We start from the raw sequence: 19551 nt of genomic DNA on the forward strand, positions 1-19551 counted from the left end.
TCAGCTTCCGGGGCGTTTGCCAATGCCGATTCCACCGTCGCTGAGCAAAACCGTTCCTGTCATGTAGGCCGAGTCCCGACGCGAGGCCAGCAAGGCATAGAGGCCGGAGTGATCATCCGGTTCGGCGATCCGCGCGAGCGGCGTCATCCCGGCAATCATCGCGTCGAGCCCTTCCATATCTTCCATGTGAACATCGGCTGTTCCGCCCACATGGGTACCGCCCAGCGGCGTTCGGGTGCCGCCTGGCGCCACGCCGTTGACCCTGACGTCGGGGGTTAGTTCCCAGGCGAGCTGGCGGATCAGGCCCAGCACGGCGTGCTTCGACGCCACATAGGGCGTACCGCCACCGCCGGTGTAGAAGCTTGAAGTCGAGGCAGTAAAGATGATGCTGCCCTTGGTCTTACGCAACTCCGGAATTGCGGCACGGGCACCAAGGAAGTAGCCTTTTACGTTGACGCCGAAGATCTCGTCCAGCGTTTCCGAGAGCTTTTCGGGTTCCATGTCCGCAAGCGGGGTCATAAAATCCCAGATCCCGACATTGCCGACGAACACGTCAAGCTTGCCGAACGCGGCCACGGTTGCGACGACCGCCTTTTCGTTGTCGACATAATTGCGGACATCGCCCTCAATCACGACTACTGCGTTGCCATGCCGCGTACGCACCAAGTCGGCCTGGGCGGCATCCCTGACCAGGACGCCAACCTTGGCGCCTTCTTCGATAAAGCGCGCGACGACCGCCTCACCGATCCCGGTGGCGCCGCCGGTTAGCAGCGCCACTTGTCCTTCAAGCCTTGCAGTCACATCGTTCCTCCCGAAGATCGCGGGTTCTCGATCACTGATCGAACATCCCGACGCGGCCTTCCTGAAGGTTGACCACGACCGACTTTGTCTGGGTGTAGTGGTTCAGCACTTCATGGCTGAATTCACGCCCGAAGCCGCTCTGCTTGTAACCGCCCAGCGGCATGTTGGCCTTGAGGTTGTAGTAGCGGTTGATCCAGACCGTGCCGGTTTCAAGCTGGCGCGCGATCCGGTGGGCGCGGGCAAGATCCTTGGTCCACACGCCGCCGGCCAGGCCGTAGGTGGTGGCATTGGCCTGCTGCATCATGTCGGCTTCGTCGTTCCAGCTGATGACACTGGTCACCGGCCCGAAGATCTCCTCCTGCGCGATGCGCATTGTGTTCTTCACATTGGTGAACACCGTCGGCTTGATGAAGTTGCCACCCGCCAGATTTGCAGCATCGGCGCGGCTGCCGCCGGTCAAAACTTCGGCCCCTTCCTCGGTTGCGAGGCGCAGGTAGCTTTCTACCTTGTCGAACTGCATCTTCGACGCCTGGGCGCCAAGCTGGGTTGCCATATCGAGGGGATCGCCCTGGCGGACGCCTTCAAGTGCGGTTTTGAACTTGGCCAGGAACTCGTCCTGGATCGACTGGTGCAGGAACAGGCGCGAACCGGCCAGACAGACCTCACCCTTGTTGAGCACGGTCGACATGGTAGCGCTTTCCACCGCCGCGTCGATATCGGCATCGCCGCACACGATGTGCGCCGACTTGCCGCCCAACTCGAGCGTCTGCGGGATGATGTTTGCGGAGGCATACTGGATAATCCGGCGCGCAGTGGCGATCGAACCGGTGAAGGCTACCTTGGCGACATCGGGGCTGGTGACCAGCGCCTCGCCCACATCCGCACCATAGCCGGTGACGACGTTGATCACACCCGGCGGCAGCAGATCGGCCATTTCCACGAAGAATTCGATCACCGAAAGGCAGACCGTCTCGGCCGGCTTCAGAACGACAGTGTTGCCCGATGCCAGCGCCGGTGCGATTTTGCACGCCATCATCAACATCGGTACGTTCCAGGGGATGATCTGCGCGCAGACACCCAGCGGTTCGCGGTGAACGATGCCGATCGCATCGGGATAGTCGAGCGTCTGGCCATGCAGGCCATAGGCCGCGCCAGCGAACAGCTCGAACTGACCGATAGTCTGGGTCATGTCGAAGAACATCGATTCGCGCATCGGCTTGCCGTTGTTCAACGTTTCGAGCGTCGCGTAGTGCGACTGGCGTGCCTTCAGCCGGCGCGCAATTTCGATCAGGATCTCCTGGCGCTCGCCGGGCAGGCTTTGCGACCACTTGGGAAAAGCAGCCTTGGCAGCGGCAATCGCACGCTCAATGTCCTTGGCGTTGCCGGCCTGGATCTTGGTCAGCACCTTGCCGGTCGAGGGATTGAGTAGATCAATGGTCTTGCCGCTGTCCCCGGCAATCCACTCGCCGCCGATATAATGGCCGTACTCGGACTTTATGCCGTATTCGTTTTCTGTACTTTTCAACTCCGTAGCCATGACAACTCTCCCTTGGTTTTCATAGAACTTCGATGACTAGGTCATTCATCGGATAGATCCGACAGGCCAGGGCGTATCCCTTTGCCTGGTCGGCGACAGAAACCTTGGCCGTGCTCATCTTGCCGGTCCGGTATTCGCCTTCGACGACTCGAACCAGGCAAAACCCGCAACCACCGCCGCGGCAGCCCACTCCTATATCGCTGGCACCAAACTGCTCCATCGCGATCAGTACGCGTTCACCCTCGGGGCACGCGAACTGCCCCCCTCCGAGGATCCGGATCTGGTAGGGCTCAAGCCTCATTCGACCAATCTTCTTCGACTCGGGGCTGCGCGGCGGCAGCGGCCTTCGCCGCAAAGCTTACCCCCCCCACCGCGAAATGCGCCGGGGCCATCTCGCGAAGGATGACGCGAACCGACTCACGCGGGGCCCCGATAGCATCGATGGCAGCATCGGTCAGAGCCTTGATCAGCCGCTCTTTGGCTTCTGGCGGGCGCCCTTCGAGCAGGTTGACCTCGATGATCGGCATATCAGGCCTCCACCTGGAACATGACCGCGCCAAGGTTCTGCACGGTCGTCCGCACGGTCTGGCCGGGAGCCAGGTTGGGCGCGGCGGTGATGCCGCCAGCCATGACGATGTCACCGGCGTTGATCTGTTCGCCCGCTTCGGCAACCAGCCGGGCCGCAGCAACCAGCGAACGGATGGGGTGGCCAAGGATCGCCGCGGTCGACCCGACCTGTACCACTTCGCCATCGATTTCGAGGATCACGCCCAGATTCGAAAAATCGATCCGGGGATCGTGCCAGGATCCGATCACCAGCCCCGACGAGGAAGTGTTGTCGGCGATCACGTCCTCGAGCGCGAACTTGAAGTTCTCGTAACGGCTGTCGATGATCTCCATCGCCGGGGCGATCGCTTCGACTGCTGCCAGCGCAGCGGCGGCAGTCACCTTACCGACCAGCGGGGCCTTCATCAGAAAGGCGACTTCCGGTTCGACCCGGGGGTGGACGTAGCGCGCGCGCGAAAGGGCGGATCCTTCCTCGACCAGCATCGCATCGGTGAGCCTGCCCCAGGCCACTTCGTCGACGCCGACCTGCAACATCTTGGCCCGGCTGGTCAGCCCCATCTTGACGCCGATGCGCCGTTCGCCACGCGACAGGCGCCGATCGACCGAGAGCTTCTGCACCTGATAGGCCTCTTCCACCGTGAAAGCGGTGTCCACAGGGGTGATTTGCGGGGTAGCTGTTGCTTCACGCTGTGCAGAGTCGAGCATTTCCGCGTATTTCGCCAGCCTGTCCATCTCAGTTCGCCTTGGCTTTAATCAGATCGAGCGCGACGTCGATGATCATGTCTTCCTGGCCGCCGACCATCCTGCGGTTGCCGAGTTCGACCAGAATCTCGCGGGTATCGATTCCGTACTGTTCCGCTGCCTTTTCCGCATGGCGCAGGAAGCTTGAATAGACGCCTGCATAGCCCAGGCTGAGCGTCTCGCGATCGACCCTCACCGGACGGTCCTGAAGCGGGCGTATGATGTCGTCCGCCGCGTCCATCAGCGCCATCACGTCGCAGCCGTGCTTCCAGCCCTTGCGGTTGGCGGCGGCGATGAACACCTCGAGCGGTGCGTTACCGGCTCCCGCACCCATCCCGGCAAGGCTCGCGTCGATCCGCACCGCGCCCGTCTGCGCGGCGACGATCGAATTGGCCACGCCCAAGGACAGATTGTGGTGCGCATGGATGCCGCGTTGGGTTTCAGGCTTGAGCACCCGGTCATAGGCTTGGAGACGTGCGATCACGCCATCCATGTCGAGCGCCCCGCCGCTGTCGGTGACATAGACGCAATGCGCGCCATAGCTTTCCATCAGCAGCGCCTGCTGCGCGAGCGCTTCGGACTCGATCATGTGGCTCATCATCAGAAAGCCCGATACGTCCATGCCCAGATCGCGCGCGATGCCGATGTGCTGCTTGCCGACGTCGGCCTCGGTGCAGTGGGTCGCGACGCGCACGGAGCGCACCCCCATGGCATAGGCGCGCTTGAGTTCTTCGGCGGTGCCGATGCCGGGCACCAGAAGCGTTGTCAGCACCGCGTTCTGGATGACATCAGCGGCAGCCTCGATCCAGTCCCAGTCGGTATGGGCGCCAAACCCATAGTTGAAGGTCGAACCGTTCAGGCCATCGCCGTGCGAGACCTCGATCGCATCCACCCCTGCCTCGTCAAGCGCCTTGGCGATCGTGCGCACGCTGTCGGTGCCATACATATGCAGGATGGCGTGCATCCCGTCGCGCAAGGTCACGTCCTGGATGTAGAGCCGATCAGATGTTGGATCAAAGGTCATGCTGCGATCTTTTCCATATGAGTCTTGGCCAGGCTCTCGCCTGCCGCCTTGGCGGCAGCGGTCATGATGTCGAGATTACCGGAATAGTTGGGCAGATAATCGCCCGCGCCCTCGACCTCGAGGAACACGCTGGTCTTGAGGCCTTCGAATTCACCGTAGCCGGGGATCTTGAGCGGCCGGTTCGAACCGAAGCGTTCGAACTGCACGTCCTGCTTGAGCCGGTAGCCCGGCACGTATGACTGCACCCTGGCAATCATCGCCAGGACCGAATCGCGCACCTTTTCCTCATCGACCATTTCCGACAGCGTGAAGATCGTATCGCGCATGATCATCGGCGGTTCGGCGGGATTGAGAATGATCACAGCCCGGCCCTTGGCCGCACCGCCGACAGTCTCAATCGCCCGCGCGGTGGTGCGGGTGAACTCATCAATGTTGGCACGGGTGCCGGGACCGGCGGAGCGCGACGAAACCGACGCGACGATTTCCGCATAGTGCACCTTGGCCACCTGCGAGACCGCCGCGACGATCGGAATCGTAGCCTGGCCGCCGCAGGTCACCATGTTGATGTTGCGAACGGTCGCATCGACCGCGGGGTTGACAGGCGGGATGGTCGCCGGACCGATCGCTGCCGGTGTCAGGTCGACCATCAGCTTGCCGTCGCGGGCGAGTATCTCGTCATGCGCCTTGTGCGCATAGGCCGAAGTCGCATCGAAGGCGATGCCGATATCGGCATATTGCGGCATCCGACACAGGCCCTCGATCCCCTCGTGAGTGGTGGCCACGCCCCTTTCGCGGGCCATCGCCAGGCCTTCCGAGGCCGGATCGATCCCGACTACCGCTGCCAGCTCCAGAGTGTCCGAGCCCTTGAGCAGTTTGATCATCAGATCAGTGCCGATATTGCCGGAACCGATAATTGCGCACTTCATCCTGGCCATTTGACCAACCTCCACTTCCAATTCAGTCAGCAGCAAACGTAGCTCGGACAGTGCCAAGCCCATTGATCCGCGCTTCAACGACATCTCCGCGAGAAACCCCGGCCATCGGGCCGAGCGCGCCCGAAAGGATCACGTCGCCTTCCAGCAGGGGCCGCCCGGCATTCGCCATGACCCGCGCCAGCCACAGGGAAGAGGTGATTGGGCTACCAAGACAGGCGATCCCGGCGCCGACCGAAATCGGTTCGCCTTTTACCTCCATAACCATGCCGCACGTGCGCAAATCCAGCCTATCTAGCTTGCGCGGCACCGCGCCGAGCACGAACAGTCCGCTCGACGCGTTGTCGGCGATCGTGTCCCAGATCTTGATGTCCCAGTTGGCGACGCGGCTGTCGACGATCTCGATTGCCGGAACGACATATTCGACCGCGCGGATCATCTCGGCGGTGGTCATGTCGGGGTGGGGCAAATCCCGCCCAACGACGATCGCAATCTCGGCCTCGACCTTGGGCTGGATGACCTGATCAAGCGACACCGGGATACCTTCCGGCACGTCCATGTCTGCGAACAGCATCCCGTAATCGGGCTGGTCCACCCCCAACTGGCGCTGGACTGCAAGCGACGTCAGGCCGATCTTGCGCCCTACGAGCCGCCGCCCGCTAGCCAGGTAGTGCCGGGTGTTGGATTCCTGCACAGCATAGGCGGCCTCAACGCCACCGGCGGCAATCAGGTCTCGGATCGGACTGACCGGTGTGCCGCTTTCGGCGGCGCCGCGCAGCGCCAGAGCCGCTTGTTCGATGGTTTTAGGGTCGATAGTCATCGTCTTAAAGCTTTACGCAGATGTTGGTGATCTCGGTGTAGAATTCGAGGCTGTGCACCCCGCCTTCCCGGCCTATGCCGGAATGGCCGGACCCGCCGAAAGCCGTGCGCAGATCGCGCAGGAACCAGGAATTGACCCAGCACACCCCCACCTCCATCGCCGCCGCCACGCGGTGTCCGCGGGACAGGTTTTCGGTCCAGACTGAGGCGCACAGGCCGTATACCGTATCGTTTGCCAGCGCGATCACCTCGTCCTCGCTGTCGAACGGTAAGATGCCGCAGCACGGCCCGAAGATTTCCTCGCGCATCACGGTGTCGCCGTGGGCGACGTCGATCCACAACGTCGGTTCCACGAAGAAGCCGCCGGCTTCCGCGCCCGAGATTTCAGGAACGCCGCCGCCGGTGACCACGGTGGCCCCGTCCTCGACCGCACGGCGATAGTAGCCCAGCACTTTCTCGCGGTGCTCGGCGCTGATCAGAGGGCCGAGATAGGCGCGATCACCGGTCACGCCCGGCTTGAAGTCCTGCGCCGCCGCCGCCATCCGCGCCACGAAGGCATCGAAGATCGGCCGTTCGACATAGACCCGCTCGGTTCCGAGGCAGACCTGCCCGGTGTTCAGGAAGACCGAGCGCGACAGACCCTCGACCGCTTTGTCGAGGTCGGCATCGGCGAACACGATCGCCGGGTTCTTGCCACCGAGTTCGAACGAGATGTCGCGAACGCCGGTCGCGGCCTTCTGCATGATGGCCTGTCCGGTGCCGGTTTCGCCGGTGAAGGTGATGGCATCGACATCGGGGTTGGACGTGAGGAATTCGCCGGCCGAACCCGGACCGAATCCATGGACGACGTTGTAGACACCCTTGGGCATGCCCACCGCGTTCATCACTTCGCCCAGTAGGGCAGCGGTACGAGGCGTTTCCTCGGACGGCTTGACCACCACGGTATTGCCGCAGGCAAGCGCCGGGCCAACCTTCCAGGTCATCAGCAGCAGCGGGAAGTTCCACGGGCAGACGACGGCGACCACACCCTTGGGCTTGCGCACGGTATAGTTGAACGCCTGGCCGCCATCGGGGGTTGGCGTGTTGAAGCTTTCGCCCGGCATCGTCGAGACGACATCGGCGAACATGCGGAAGTTAGCGGCTCCGCGCGGAATATCGATATGCGACGCAACATGACGCGGCTTGCCGGTGTCGGCCACTTCGGCAGCCAGGAAATCATCCGCTCGGCGTTCGATCTCGGTCGCCACGGCGGTGATCAGCTTGACCCGTTCGGCCGTGGTCATCTTGCCCCACGGCCCGGTAAGCGCGGCCTTGGCCGCAGCCACGGCGTCGGCGACGTCTGCCTGGCTTGCTTCGTGCACAACCCCGATCTCGGCCCCGGTGGCCGGATTGACGTTGGAAAACGACTTGCCCTCGCTGCCTTCGCGATAGGACCCGTCGATGAAGTTCAGGATAGTATCCGTGATTGGAGAGGAGGAGACGGAAGTCATTGGTGCATATTACCTACGTTTTGCCAGAACCCATGGGGCGTCAGAATTGCCTTGCGCCGATCGCAGCGAGGCCGGCGTTGGCGTACTCGACGTCCATCGCTTCGCTCCCGCCGGAAATACCAATCGCACCGACGAATTCACCGGCAATTTCGATCGGTAGGCCGCCGCCGAACATCGCTATTCCCGGCTGCGCGACGATCCCGTCGCGCAAGGCCGGATTGCCCGAAACCATCGCATAGAGATCCGGCGTCGGGACGCGGAAGCTGGCGGCGCTGTAAGCCTTGTCCTGCGCGATCTTTGCAGACGGCGAAGGGGAGCCGCTGGCGCGCACGAACGCGACCAGGTCTCCCCCCGCGCCGACCACCGCGGCAACGACCGGACAGCCCGCCGCCGCACCCATGGCAACGGCGGCAGCCGCTGCCTTGAGCGCCAATTCGTGGCCTACTGTCCGGACCGAAACCACGCCGTCCATGATCAGGTGTTCACCGTCATGAAGCGATCATTCAGCGCCTTCTCGTAATAGAAGATCGCCTTGCCGGCGTTCTCGGCCTGCCACATCCGCTGCGGATTGTCGGGATAATAGATGTAACCGCCGCTGAAGGTTTCGTTGCGGTTGCCCGAGGGATCGAAGAAGTAGATCGTCTGGCCGCGGGTGATCCCGTGACGGGTCGGGCCGATGTCGAGCGAAATATCGTAGCGGCTGATGATGTCGGCGGCATGGCCAACATCGTGCCACGATTCCAGGTTGAACGAGGTATGGTGGATCTTGCCGTCCTCGGGATAGCCTAAGAAGGCGACATCATGTGCCTTGTTGCTGCAGCTAAGAAAGATGCCGAGCCGGGTGCCGCTGGTTTCATCTACCAGTTCCTCGGCAACCGAGAAATCCAGCGCATCGACGAAGATCTTTGCGGATGCGGAGATGTCCACGCCATTCAGTGCGCAGTGATCGAAGCGGGTGGCACGCATGCCGCGCGGTTCGACCACCCAGACATCGGGGTTCTTGACAGCCGGTCCGGTGGCAGCCAGTTCCATTTCTGCGTAGAGTTCAAACACGTGCTGGGTTGGCGTGTTGAAGCGGATCTTGCGACCCACGCCGGGGTCCGATCCGGCCGGGATCACATCGACATGGACGCCGATATCGAGCAGGCGCTCCGCGAAATGGTCGAGGTCAGCATCCTTGACGACCTTAAAGCCCATCACGTCCATCCCGGCTTGGTCGGCCTCGCGCAGGATAATGCTGTGCCGATCGAATTCGTCAAACGCCTGGAAAAAGGCGCGGTCGCCGTCGCGATTAACAAAATTCAAACCAATCCGGTCGCGGTAATGGGCAATAGCCTCATCGAGGTCGAGAACCCTGAGCTGCACGTAGCCAGGACGAATTACACCAGTTAGAGCCATGTCGACACTCCTCTCCGTTCAGCCCTTGAGACCATTCCTAAAGAACTCGGCAACCATCCGATTGAAACTTGCCATCCGCTCGATCTGCACCCAGTGCCCGCATTCGGCGAACAGATGCAGATCGGCCCGCTTCATCAGCGTGGCGAGGCGTACGGTAGAATCGAGCGGGATCACCTGATCGGCAATCCCGTGCAGGATCAGAGTTTCGTGCGCGACTGCGGCGATGTCCTCCTCGCGACTGGCGAGCATCGCCACGTTGGCCTGGCGGTCGGCGCCGCCGAACGTTGCATGATAGGGCTCATGTGCTTCGGGCCGGGCGCTGGCGACATAGCGCGACTGGATCAGATCCTCGGTCAGGCGGCTGTGATCCCAGGCTAGGTACTTGAGCGAATCGCGCATCGCCTCGACCGAGGGTTCATAGCCCCAGACCTGGTCGAGCGCTGGGGTAATCGGAAAGTTGAGCCCTGCAGGTCCCATCAGAACTGCGCGCTCCACCCGATCGGGGTGGGCAATCATAAACGCCAGCGTGATCCCGCCACCGAAAGAATTGCCGACTATCGAAACCTTGTCGATGCCCAGTCCGTCGAGAAAGCCGGCGAGCTGGTCGACCCAGATCTGCTTGTCCTCGATCCGGCCCTTGCTGTCCGAATAGCCGAAGCCGAACATGTCGGGCGCAATGACCCGGAAATCCTCGGCGAGGATCGGCATATTCAGCCGCCAGTTGGCCCAGGCTGTCACACCGGGGCCCGATCCGTGGACCAGCAGCACCGGGGCGCCTTCGCCGACGTCGTGGTAATTGGTCGAGCTTCCGCCGACAACCAGCGACTTACCGATTTCCGGACGTGCCGTGTCCAAAGTCGAGCTTACCATGGTAGCCCTCCGCTCCTTTCCCGCCTCGATGATTTTGCATTCGGCTTGACCTGGACGCCGAATCGCCGTCTCTGTCGCCATCAGCCTCATTCATTGCACTATTTAAAACGCATTTGCAAATGAAGAACGGCGCGTGCGACGGCAATCGCCGCCGCTCCGCGCCATTCGATCAAATGAGTCCTTCTGCCTTGAGCGCAGCACCAACAGCCGGGCGTTGCGCAATCCGACCGCAATAGGCACCCAGCGCGGGATAGGTGCTCATGTCGATCCCGACATGGGCAGGCCAGCCCAGCATCACGAACAGATAGATGTCGGCCACGCTAAAATCGGCGCCCACATAGTGCTCTTTGCCGGCGAGATCCTTATCGAGCGCGGCCAAGTGATTCTTGACTGCGGTCGTAGCGGCTGCCTTGGCTTCATCGCTGGTGCCGGGCGTAAACAGGGGCACGAATGCCTTGTGGAACTCCGAACCCAGGAAGCTCAGCCGGCTGAGCAGGCGGTACCGGTCCATGGTGCCGTCGCGCGGCGCCAGGCCGGCATCCGACTTCTGGTCGGCGATGTAAAGCAGGATCGCGGGATTTTCGGTCAGGGTTTCGCCGCTGTCGAGGGTCAGCGCTGGAACCTTTCCCGACGGGTTGACGGTCAGGAAGTCCTCGCCGGTCTCGACCTTGCGGGTCGCCAGATCGACCTTCACGGTATCGAAAGTGGCGCCGGCTTCGCGAAGCGCGATGTGCGGGGCGAGCGAGCAGGCACCGGGGCTAATGAACAGCTTCATAGATAGTCTCCTTCAAGGATGCAGTGAATCGGGACCCGGTCAGATCGGAGTCGCGAGCAGGGTCGCTATGCGCAGCGTGTCGTAGATGCAGGTCCGGCTCTTCAGACGAACGGTTCCACCGCTAAGATCGAACCGGTCGACATATTTGCCGGCATTGTAGATACGCGTTTCACCATCATTACGGGTTTGGAAGACGACATAGCTGGCTTCAGCAGAAACCTGGTCGCCTTCCGCGCCGGTGATCACCGCACGCCCGATCAGGCGCCGGTTGAAATGTTCGGGGAAGACGTTTGCCTTGCGCAGCGCGACAACCCGATCCGCCAGCATCCCTTTGCTGTCGCAATACATCACAGCCGCAGGCAAGCCGTTATCGACATTCTCGCGCGCGATCACCTGGTACAGGCAATCGTCAACGAACAGGTTGGGCCATTGCTCGAGCCGGTCATCATCAAGGCAAAGCCCGTAAGCCGCGTTGAAATCGTCGATCGCACTTTGCGCGACTTGCGCTACTTCGGCTGCAACGCTCATGCCCGGCCCTCCCCCGCGAGATCGGCCAGGGCATTGCCCATCAGCCCGAGATAGCCCTTCCAGAACCCGCGCACGGAATTTTCATCCATACCCATCGGCGCGTAGGAGGGTCGGACATCGTCCCCGCCCATCTCGACGAAGCTGCGCTTGCCTTCGGCACCGATCGTGCCCTGCTGGCACAGTTCGACCGCTTCGCCGTCTTCCATCGAAATCAGCCCGGACGGTCCAACCAGGTTGAGGTTGCGAAGGCGGTGGCGAGTCGTTTCCTCGTCATCGTCGGCATAGCCGAAATAGGTCCAGACCAGCTCGGTCCTGTCGGTCCCGTGGGGCACGATCTGCCTGGTGGCGAGGGTGTTCTGGATCTGCTGGACAACGACAGACGGGAAGATCGACTGGATGTGCAGTCCGACATCATCAGCGATCTCCGGGCGGAATGCCAGCAGGCGCTCGTCCTGCAACTTGGCCTCACCCTGCATCTCGCGGTTGGCCTCGTCACCGAACGAGCCGTAGTGGACATCGCCCTTGGGCTTAGACACGATAAAGACGGTGTGGTAGCCCTCGTCCGAAACCAGACCCGCGCTTTCCTGGCTCTGGCGGTAGATGCCGAAAGTCGGATAGAACAGGTGCAACAGACCGCCGTGGTAGCTGTCACGACTGTTTTCCGAATAGAGCTTCCAGTTGCCGGCCATGAACTGCCGCGCATAGCCCAGAACCTTGACCGGGCGCTGGAAGACGCGCTGAATGTATTTGCGCATCACTGGACCCAGAAAGTCGTCGAGCGGGGCGATGGTCGGGTTGAAGGTGCCGAACACGAGGCCGCCGAATGTCTCGACCCGCAACCGCTCCAGCGAATGCTCGGCCATATTGAATTTCTTCGAATAGCCGCCCACGCCTTTCAGCCCCCGCCGGAACGGCACGCCGACAAGCGCACCGGTCGCGTCGTAGGCCCACTGGTGATAGACGCAGACGAACGCCCCGTCGGCCTGGTTACCACGCAGCGAGCGGCACACGGTTGCGCCCTTGTGGGCGCAGCGATTTACCCAGGCATGGATCGCGCCATCGGTTGCCCGCGTCACCACCACCGGAGTATTGCCGACATGGGTCGAACGGAAATCGCCGCTGTTGGCCAGCTCGGCCTCGAGGCCGAGGTAGCACCAGGTCTGTCCGCGAAAGATGTTTTCCTGTTCGGCAGTGAAGATCGCCTGGCTGTGATAGACTGCGTAATCGACCGCAGTCGGCTCCGACCCCGCGGCGACGGGCATGGTTTCGGCGCTCATGGTCTTCTCCCTAAGCTTGTTCGAAACCGCGGCCCGAAGCGAGTCGTCCGCAAGTGCGCATCGCGCTCAGCATCATCGCGGCATCGGCTTTGCCGGTACCAACGATGTCGTAGGCGGTGCCGTGCGCGACCGACATATGGAGATACGGCGGCCCCATGATGATCACGCTGTTGCCCGAAAAGCCCCAGGTCTTGACCGCGATATGGCCCTGATCGTGGAACATCGCCAGAACCATGTCGTAACGGCCTTCGATGCAGTGACGGAAGACCGAATCGGGTGCGATCGGACCTTCGACGTCGATGCCCCTGGCCCGCGCTGCCTCCACGCCCGGCGCGATCGCTAGGCGATCCTCGTCGCCCATAGCGTGAGGATTGAGGCCGGCCACCGCGATCCGCGGCCGGGCGATGCCCCATGATTGCATGGCTTCGTGCAATTGCGCGATGGCCATGGCGACGAGATCCGACGAAATGATGTCGATCACTTGGCGCAAGGACATGTGATCGGTCAGGTGCGCGACCCGCAGCGCCCCTGAGAGCAGCACCAGATAGCTTTCCCCGGGGGTCGGGCTGATGACCTTGTCGAGCTTTCCCGCCAGCTTGAGCGACCCAGTGCTGATCGGCCCCATGATGGTTGCGGCGAAAGCTCCGTCGCGGGCCAAGGCATCGAGCTCGTCGAGCCATTGGGCTGTGGCGTGTCCCGCGGCCTCGGTATCCTCGCCCAGGGGAAGGACGCCGACCGGCAGAGCGCCCGTGTCGATGATATCGATTATGGTGGGATCGTCGCTAGGCTTTTCAAACTTCCCCATCACCCGCAGCCGGGCCTTAGTGCCAGTGAAATCCAGCGCGCGCTCGACAGCCGCCGCGGATCCGACCAGCACAGGAATCCCTTCATTGTGAACCTCTCCCCCTGCCAGCGCCCTGACAGCCACTTCGGGTCCGATCCCGGCGGGATCACCGATCATCGTCCCCACGACGGGGCGCACCCGCTCAGAGGCTGTAGACATCGGCTACTTCTTGGAACAGATCGGTGACGACAACCGTCTTCTTGCGGCGGATCACGAACGAATCATCCCGAGGTTCGAGATCATAGAAGGCCCACCCGCTGAGAGTGGCGACTTTGCCTTCCAGCACCGAAACCGTGGTCCAAGACGTCCGCGCATGCACCTGGTCATCGCTCTCCTCAGCAGACAGCAGGGAGAACTGGTGAACCGTGCGTGGCTGCGGCGTGCTCGCCGCCGAGCGCCGGGTCCTGATCCGGAACACCCGATCCTCAAGCCCGCCCCGGTTGGGATAGTAGATCAGCGAGACTTCGTTCTGCGGATCCGCAGTCGGCCGTTCGTGATCGTCCCAGGCTGGAACCCAGTATTCCGCCTCTTCGTGATAGAGCGCCAGCCAGGCATCCCAGTCCTTGTCGTCAAGCGCCATGGCTTCCTGACCGATGAAGCGGGAAACCGCCAGCCAGCGCGAATGGAATGCGGTCATCGTGCCTTCTCCAGTGAACGCTCAAGGAAGGCGGCAAGCTCGCTGCACTCGCTGTCGATGGCCTTTTCCATGAGCGTGAGCCATTCGTCATGGATCGCCACATAGAGGCCTTCGTCGGCAACCGCCGGGCTGCTCAGCACCACATTGAAATCGAGCGGCTCGCCGAACTTGCCCGGGCCGGTGTCCCAGCGCGTCGAACCGCGCGACATCTCGTTGTAGCGGCCTTCGCCGGCGCCATACCCGGTCTGGCAGTTGTTGAATTCGGTCAGGTCGTCCGGGGTCGCCATGCCGGTCGAATTGAAGAAATCCTCATACTGACGCAGCCGCAGGGTCCGCGCCTCGGCGCTTTCGCCGACCGGGGCGATGCACACCGTGCTGACTTCGGTCTCATCCACGGCCAGCGGCTGGATGATGCGGATCTGCGTGCTGGTCTGGTCCATCAGGAAGACGTTGGGAAACAACAGCAGATTGCGGATGCGCTTGTTCATCCACTTAGCCTCTTCGGCGCCGTAGGTTTCTTCCAGCCAGTCGAGGATTTCGAAATTAGGCCGATCCGCGAAATTGGCATAGTCCGCCCACAACACCGTATGCCCGTTGTGGAAGGAAAAGGACCCCCCGTCCCGCGCCGAGAAGCCCTCAAAATCAATGGCCTTGGTATCGTTGCTCGAAATCCCTTCAACGCGGCGCTGGACGGTCATGAAGTAATTGGCATGGGTCGTCATGACATGATAGCCGTCGAGCCCGTTCTCGACCTGCATCTTCCAGTTGCCATGATAGCGGTAGCGGTTGGTTCCGGGCAGAACTTCCATTGCGCCGGACTTCGACTGGTCCACCAGGATATCGATGAAATCCCTCGCGCCGGCGAGGTGATCGACCAGCGGGACGACATCGGCGGAGAGGCTGGCAAAAATAAAGCCGCGGTAGCTTTCCACCCGGGCGACCGGTTGAAGCCCGAAATCGGCGCGATCGAATGCCTCCGGATAGCCCCCGATGCTCTCATCGGTGACGTCAAGCAGGTCGCCTCCGGACGAGAACGTCCAACCATGGAATGGGCACATGTGGTTGCGCTTGTTGCCGGCCCGCTCGCGGCACAGGCGGGCGCCACGGTGCGAACAGGCGTTCACGAAGGCGCGAACATCGCCGGACTTATCGCGGGTCACAAGGATGGGGAAGCGGCCAATTTTCGTAGTGATGAAATCGTTCGGCTTGGAAACCTGGCTCTCGTGGGCGAGGTAGACCCAGTTCCGCTCGAAGATGTACTTCATCTCGAGCTCAAACAGCGCAGCTTCGGTGAATGCGGCGCGGTCCAGCTGGAAGATCCCGCGCTCGCGATCCTTCTTGAGCCAACCGCGCATGCGCCCTTTCAAGCCCTGCAAGTCAGCAATCCTGCCGCCGATTTTCTCAGCCAGTTCCATCGATCCTCTCCCGTTCGGTGCGTCGGGCACCCACCACCAGCGCGAATCAACACGCAGCTCGCACACGGTGCTTAACTCATCCCATTATTTCGTGCAACGTATTGCACAATGAAAAACGTTCCGGTAGGTGATGAGGCAGAAATGGCTGAAGCTGGCGGCTCGAATCGAAGCAAGCCGGTCAGCAAATCGTAAAATGACCTCGCTTTGGGGTGAATTGGGAGAGTTTGAACTATGTCGGTCGTCACCGAACTCGGCTATCTTGGTCTTTCCGTTTCCGATCTCTCTGCCTGGGGCGCTTACGCCGCTGAAGTCGCCGGCATGGAAGTCGTCGATGAGGGCGAAGGGGATCGGCTCTATCTGCGGATGGACCTTTGGCATCACCGCATCGTTCTGCACGCTGATGGCAGCGATGACCTGGCCTACATGGGCTGGCGAGTGGCCGGGCCGCAGGAATTCGCCGCGATGCAGGAAAAGCTGAGCGCGGCGGGAATCCCCTTCACCGTAGGCAGCGAGGTCGAGGCGAGCGAACGTCGGGTTCTCGGGCTGCTCAAGCTGGCCGATCCGGGCGGCAACCCGACCGAGATCTTCTTCGGCCCCCAGGTCGATACGCACAAGCCATTCCATCCTGGCCGTCCGATGTTCGGCAAGTTCCTGACCGGCTCGCAAGGGATCGGGCACTGCATCCTGCGTCAGGACGATGTCGAGGCGGCGGCCCGGTTCTATGAACTGCTCGGCCTGCGCGGGTCGGTTGAATACCATCTCCCCCTGCCCAACGGCATGGTAGCCCAGCCCTATTTCATGCATTGCAACGACCGTCAGCACTCGGTCGCCTTCGGCCTCGGGCCGATGGAAAAGCGCATCAACCACCTGATGTTCGAATACACCGATCTCGACGATCTTGGCATGGCTCACGACATTGTGCGCGGGAAGAAGATCGATGTAGCGCTGCAGCTTGGCAAGCACGCCAACGATCAGGCTCTGACCTTCTATTGCGCCAATCCGTCGGGTTGGTTGTGGGAGTTCGGCTGGGGCGCCCGCCACTCGACCGGCCAACAGGAATACTACACCCGTGATATCTTCGGCCATGGCAACGAGGCGGCTGGCTACGGGATGGACATTCCGCTCTGACAATCGCCCATTTTGCTCGATTCTTGACAAAAAGAACAGGTCAACCATGTCAAACAAATTGCGACTTTGTGAAGCTGCCAGCGTGAAAGACGGCGAACCGGTTGCGGCATTCGCAGAGGGAATGCCCGCGCTTGCCGTCTACAATGTCGATGGCGAGATTTTCGTTACCGACAATCTTTGCACCCACGGCAATGCCATGCTGACCGACGGATATCAGGATGGCGACATCATAGAATGTCCGTTCCATGGCGGCTCGTTCGACATCAAGACCGGCGCAGCCAAGGCTTTCCCCTGCCAGGTGGCGATCGTCTCGTATCCGGTCGAAATCGACGACGGCTGGGTGTGCATCACGAAACCGGAAGGAGCCGCCTGATGGCGCTTCCCTCCCTCGAAGATATGCAGGTCCAGCATGTCGCGGCGCAGCTCAATGCCCTGCACGCCGAGTTGATCGACGATGACCGCCTTGAGGAGTGGCCTGATCTGTTCGAGGACAAGTGTCGGTACAGCGTGATCTCGGCCGAGAACCACAATCGTTCGCTCAATCTCGCCGCCGTGTTCTGCGACAGCCGCGGAATGCTGGTCGATCGCGTCGTTTCGCTGCGCCGCGCCAACATTTTCCCGGCCCATGCCTATCGGCATATTCTTGGTCCGACCCGCGTGGTTTCGTCGAACGAGCAAATCATCTCCGCGCAGACCAACTACGTCGTCCTGATGACGCGCAATGATGGCCAGACCTCGATCTACAATTCCGGAAAATACATCGATGAGATCGACTTTTCCGGTGATGCGCCGCGCTTTGTTTCCAAGACCGCGATATTCGATACGCACCTCATCGATACGATGATGGTTCGGCCGATTTAGCTGAAAAATTGAAAGCACCGAACGATGGTAACTGCCCAGCAAACAGACAATGTGAAGCAAGATACGCCGGCTGCCGGATGCCGGGTGCCGTACCGGGTTTTCACCGATCGCCAATACTACGAACGCGAGCAGGAAAACATCTTCAAGGGCGAATGCTGGTCCTTCGTTGGGCTTGAGGCCGAAGTCCCGCAGGCAGGCGACTTCAAGTCCACATTTGTGGGCGAAACTCCGGTCATCCTGACCCGCGACAGCGATGGTGGGGTCCATGTCGTGGTCAATCGCTGCGCCCATCGCGGCGCCCTGGTCTGCCGTGAAATGCGCGGCAACCGCCCGAGCCTAGAATGCGTCTACCACCAATGGGCCTACGATCTGAAGGGAAACCTGATCGGGGTTCCCTTCCGTCGCGGCCTCAAGGGGCAAGGAGGGATGCCGGGCGATTTCGACATGAGCCAGCACAACCTGCGGAAGCTGCGCGCTGAATCGGTGGGCGGCCTGGTGTTTGCCTCCTTCTCCGAAACTGTCGAATCTTGTCGTGATTTCCTCGGTCCGATCGTGGTCGAGCAGATCGAGCGGATCATGTGCAAACCCATCACGATTCTAGGCGACCAGCGTCAGCGGATCTTCGGGAACTGGAAGCTCTACGCCGAGAACACCCGCGATCCCTACCACGCGAGCCTGCTGCACCTGTTCCACAACACGTTCGGTCTCTATCGCTCGACCCAGACAGGTAAGGCGTTGATGGATGCCAACAAACGCCACTCGCTGCTCTATTCGATCGCAGCCAGCAACGATGATGCCGCCGACAAACAGGCCTATGGCGATTCCCGCAGCTTCGACACCGAGTTCAAGCTGCAAGACATGTCGCTGCTGAAAGGTCGGCAGGAATTCGCGGACAATGTTACATTGGTGATCCTCACGGTCTACCCCAACCTCGTCCTCCAGCAGATCCAGAACACGCTCGCCGTACGCCAGACTGTGACTTATGGCCCGGACGAATTCGAGCTGGTCTGGACCCATTTCGGCTACGAGGACGATGACGCGGAGATGCAAGCCATCCGGCTCAAGCAGGCCAACCTTATCGGCCCGGCCGGGCTCATTTCGATGGAAGACGGAGAAGCCGTCGAAATCGTCCAGAACGCCATCGTCGGGGAGGCAAGAGCTACGTCCTACATCGCGATGGGTGGCGGCCAGGCAGACGACGCCGACCATCTCGTCACCGAGGGCGCGATCATCGGCTTCTGGGACAATTATCGCGAAATGGTCGGCTTCGACCTGGAGCCGACATGACCCGTACGATCGACTTCTACTTCGATTTCATCAGCCCGTTCAGCTACCTCGCGCAGCTGAAACTGCCGGATATCGCCCGCAAGGCGGGTTGCGAAGTCGCCTATTGGCCGATTGACATCCCCGAGGCCAAGATTGCAGCCGGCAACTATGGACCCTCGAACCGCGAAGTGTTGCCCAAGATCAAGGTCATGAAGGCTGACCTCGAGCGCTGGGCCGAACGCTATGGCGTCCCCCTCGCGTTCCCCGCGAGCTTCGACTGCGCAGACTGGAATTGCGCGGTGCTGTTTGCCCGCGAGAACGGTAAGGCCGAGGCATTCGTGACCGATGCCTATCGCCGGATCTGGGGCCAGGGGATCGATCCGGGCAACCGCAACGAGCTGGCCGCATGCGCCACGGCAGCAGGCCTCGATGCCGACGTGCTCATCGCGTTTGTCGAATCCCCGGTCGGCCAGACCCAATATCGCAAGGCGCGAACCCAGGCGATCCAGCGCGGCGTGTTCGGCGCACCGCTGATGTTTGTCGACGACCAGATTTTCTGGGGAAATGACAGGTTGGATTTTCTTTCTGAATACTTGAACCAATAGGAATAATTTCAAAGTTAGTAAAACTTGGGAGGGTAG

General features: G+C 61.4%; 23 protein-coding genes. 5 read left to right on the plus strand and 18 right to left on the minus strand.

The window, feature by feature from the left end; genetic code table 11:
- The 18 genes from hcaB to IEX64_RS21915 form a co-directional block, all read right to left on the minus strand.
- The gene (gene hcaB, locus IEX64_RS21830; RefSeq protein WP_188823272.1) at positions 1-801 is read right to left on the minus strand and encodes a 3-(cis-5,6-dihydroxycyclohexa-1,3-dien-1-yl)propanoate dehydrogenase; all 801 of its coding nucleotides are present in this window, start codon (positions 799-801) and stop codon (positions 1-3) included.
- A 31-nt stretch (positions 802-832) separates the two neighbouring features.
- Complete coding sequence (locus IEX64_RS21835; protein ID WP_188823274.1) at positions 833-2338, minus strand: aldehyde dehydrogenase family protein; 1506 nt, start codon at positions 2336-2338, stop codon at positions 833-835.
- A 19-nt stretch (positions 2339-2357) separates the two neighbouring features.
- Complete coding sequence (locus IEX64_RS21840) at positions 2358-2639, minus strand: 2Fe-2S iron-sulfur cluster binding domain-containing protein (protein WP_188823276.1); 282 nt, start codon at positions 2637-2639, stop codon at positions 2358-2360.
- Positions 2629-2865, minus strand: coding sequence for a 2-hydroxymuconate tautomerase (gene thmT, locus IEX64_RS21845; RefSeq protein ID WP_188823278.1), 237 nt, complete (start codon positions 2863-2865; stop codon positions 2629-2631). The genes IEX64_RS21840 and thmT overlap by 11 nt, the downstream gene beginning before the upstream one ends.
- A gap of 1 nt (position 2866) precedes the next feature.
- The gene (locus IEX64_RS21850) at positions 2867-3637 is read right to left on the minus strand and encodes a 2-keto-4-pentenoate hydratase (RefSeq protein ID WP_024020833.1); all 771 of its coding nucleotides are present in this window, start codon (positions 3635-3637) and stop codon (positions 2867-2869) included.
- Between the two features lies 1 nt (position 3638).
- The gene (dmpG, locus tag IEX64_RS21855) at positions 3639-4670 is read right to left on the minus strand and encodes a 4-hydroxy-2-oxovalerate aldolase (protein ID WP_008828141.1); all 1032 of its coding nucleotides are present in this window, start codon (positions 4668-4670) and stop codon (positions 3639-3641) included.
- Positions 4667-5605 (minus strand): acetaldehyde dehydrogenase (acetylating), encoded by a 939-nt coding sequence (locus tag IEX64_RS21860; protein ID WP_008828140.1) that lies wholly within the window; start codon positions 5603-5605, stop codon positions 4667-4669. The genes dmpG and IEX64_RS21860 overlap by 4 nt, the downstream gene beginning before the upstream one ends.
- Before the next feature lie 22 nt (positions 5606-5627).
- Positions 5628-6422 (minus strand): 2-keto-4-pentenoate hydratase, encoded by a 795-nt coding sequence (locus IEX64_RS21865; protein WP_008828139.1) that lies wholly within the window; start codon positions 6420-6422, stop codon positions 5628-5630.
- 4 nt (positions 6423-6426) lie between these two features.
- On the minus strand, positions 6427-7911 hold the full coding sequence (locus tag IEX64_RS21870; RefSeq protein ID WP_008828138.1) for a 2-hydroxymuconic semialdehyde dehydrogenase: 1485 nt from the start codon (positions 7909-7911) through the stop codon (positions 6427-6429).
- A gap of 40 nt (positions 7912-7951) precedes the next feature.
- Positions 7952-8383 carry a GlcG/HbpS family heme-binding protein gene (locus IEX64_RS21875; protein WP_037517470.1) on the minus strand — a complete coding sequence of 144 codons (432 nt, stop codon included), beginning with the start codon at positions 8381-8383 and terminating at the stop codon, positions 7952-7954.
- A 2-nt stretch (positions 8384-8385) separates the two neighbouring features.
- Positions 8386-9309, minus strand: a complete 924-nt coding sequence (locus IEX64_RS21880) for a catechol 2,3-dioxygenase (RefSeq protein WP_188823280.1) — start codon at positions 9307-9309, stop codon at positions 8386-8388.
- Positions 9310-9327: 18 nt separating this feature from the next.
- Positions 9328-10179 (minus strand): alpha/beta fold hydrolase, encoded by an 852-nt coding sequence (locus IEX64_RS21885; protein ID WP_188823282.1) that lies wholly within the window; start codon positions 10177-10179, stop codon positions 9328-9330.
- 169 nt (positions 10180-10348) lie between these two features.
- The gene (gstA, locus tag IEX64_RS21890; protein WP_188823283.1) at positions 10349-10954 is read right to left on the minus strand and encodes a glutathione transferase GstA; all 606 of its coding nucleotides are present in this window, start codon (positions 10952-10954) and stop codon (positions 10349-10351) included.
- Positions 10955-10993: 39 nt separating this feature from the next.
- Positions 10994-11482 carry an aromatic-ring-hydroxylating dioxygenase subunit beta gene (locus IEX64_RS21895; protein ID WP_188823285.1) on the minus strand — a complete coding sequence of 163 codons (489 nt, stop codon included), beginning with the start codon at positions 11480-11482 and terminating at the stop codon, positions 10994-10996.
- Positions 11479-12759: an aromatic ring-hydroxylating dioxygenase subunit alpha gene (locus IEX64_RS21900; RefSeq protein WP_188823287.1), complete on the minus strand. Its 1281-nt coding sequence runs from the start codon at positions 12757-12759 to the stop codon at positions 11479-11481. The genes IEX64_RS21895 and IEX64_RS21900 overlap by 4 nt, the downstream gene beginning before the upstream one ends.
- A gap of 10 nt (positions 12760-12769) precedes the next feature.
- A complete protein-coding gene (locus tag IEX64_RS21905) occupies positions 12770-13762 on the minus strand; it encodes a PdxA family dehydrogenase (protein ID WP_188823290.1) in 993 nt (330 codons plus the stop codon).
- On the minus strand, positions 13746-14240 hold the full coding sequence (locus IEX64_RS21910) for an aromatic-ring-hydroxylating dioxygenase subunit beta (RefSeq protein ID WP_008828130.1): 495 nt from the start codon (positions 14238-14240) through the stop codon (positions 13746-13748). The genes IEX64_RS21905 and IEX64_RS21910 overlap by 17 nt, the downstream gene beginning before the upstream one ends.
- Positions 14237-15655 carry a Rieske 2Fe-2S domain-containing protein gene (locus IEX64_RS21915; protein ID WP_188823292.1) on the minus strand — a complete coding sequence of 473 codons (1419 nt, stop codon included), beginning with the start codon at positions 15653-15655 and terminating at the stop codon, positions 14237-14239. Before IEX64_RS21915 ends, IEX64_RS21910 begins: the two co-directional genes overlap by 4 nt.
- Before the next feature lie 231 nt (positions 15656-15886).
- On the opposite strand from IEX64_RS21915, the gene bphC reads away from it, so the two are divergent.
- From bphC to IEX64_RS21940, 5 genes are read left to right on the plus strand one after another with little or no spacing between them, the layout of a single operon-like run.
- Positions 15887-16783, plus strand: a complete 897-nt coding sequence (bphC, locus tag IEX64_RS21920; RefSeq protein WP_188823294.1) for a biphenyl-2,3-diol 1,2-dioxygenase — start codon at positions 15887-15889, stop codon at positions 16781-16783.
- 46 nt (positions 16784-16829) lie between these two features.
- On the plus strand, positions 16830-17156 hold the full coding sequence (locus tag IEX64_RS21925) for a non-heme iron oxygenase ferredoxin subunit (RefSeq protein ID WP_100868240.1): 327 nt from the start codon (positions 16830-16832) through the stop codon (positions 17154-17156).
- Entirely contained in the window at positions 17156-17644 is a 489-nt protein-coding gene (locus tag IEX64_RS21930; protein WP_188823297.1) for an aromatic-ring-hydroxylating dioxygenase subunit beta, read from the plus strand. Before IEX64_RS21925 ends, IEX64_RS21930 begins: the two co-directional genes overlap by 1 nt.
- Before the next feature lie 24 nt (positions 17645-17668).
- Positions 17669-18931, plus strand: coding sequence for an aromatic ring-hydroxylating dioxygenase subunit alpha (locus tag IEX64_RS21935; RefSeq protein WP_188823299.1), 1263 nt, complete (start codon positions 17669-17671; stop codon positions 18929-18931).
- Positions 18928-19515: a 2-hydroxychromene-2-carboxylate isomerase gene (locus IEX64_RS21940; RefSeq protein ID WP_188823301.1), complete on the plus strand. Its 588-nt coding sequence runs from the start codon at positions 18928-18930 to the stop codon at positions 19513-19515. Before IEX64_RS21935 ends, IEX64_RS21940 begins: the two co-directional genes overlap by 4 nt.
- The last annotated feature ends 36 nt before the right edge of the window (positions 19516-19551 follow it).

It is taken from the genome of Novosphingobium indicum (assembly GCF_014645195.1).
GTDB lineage: Bacteria > Pseudomonadota > Alphaproteobacteria > Sphingomonadales > Sphingomonadaceae > Novosphingobium > Novosphingobium indicum.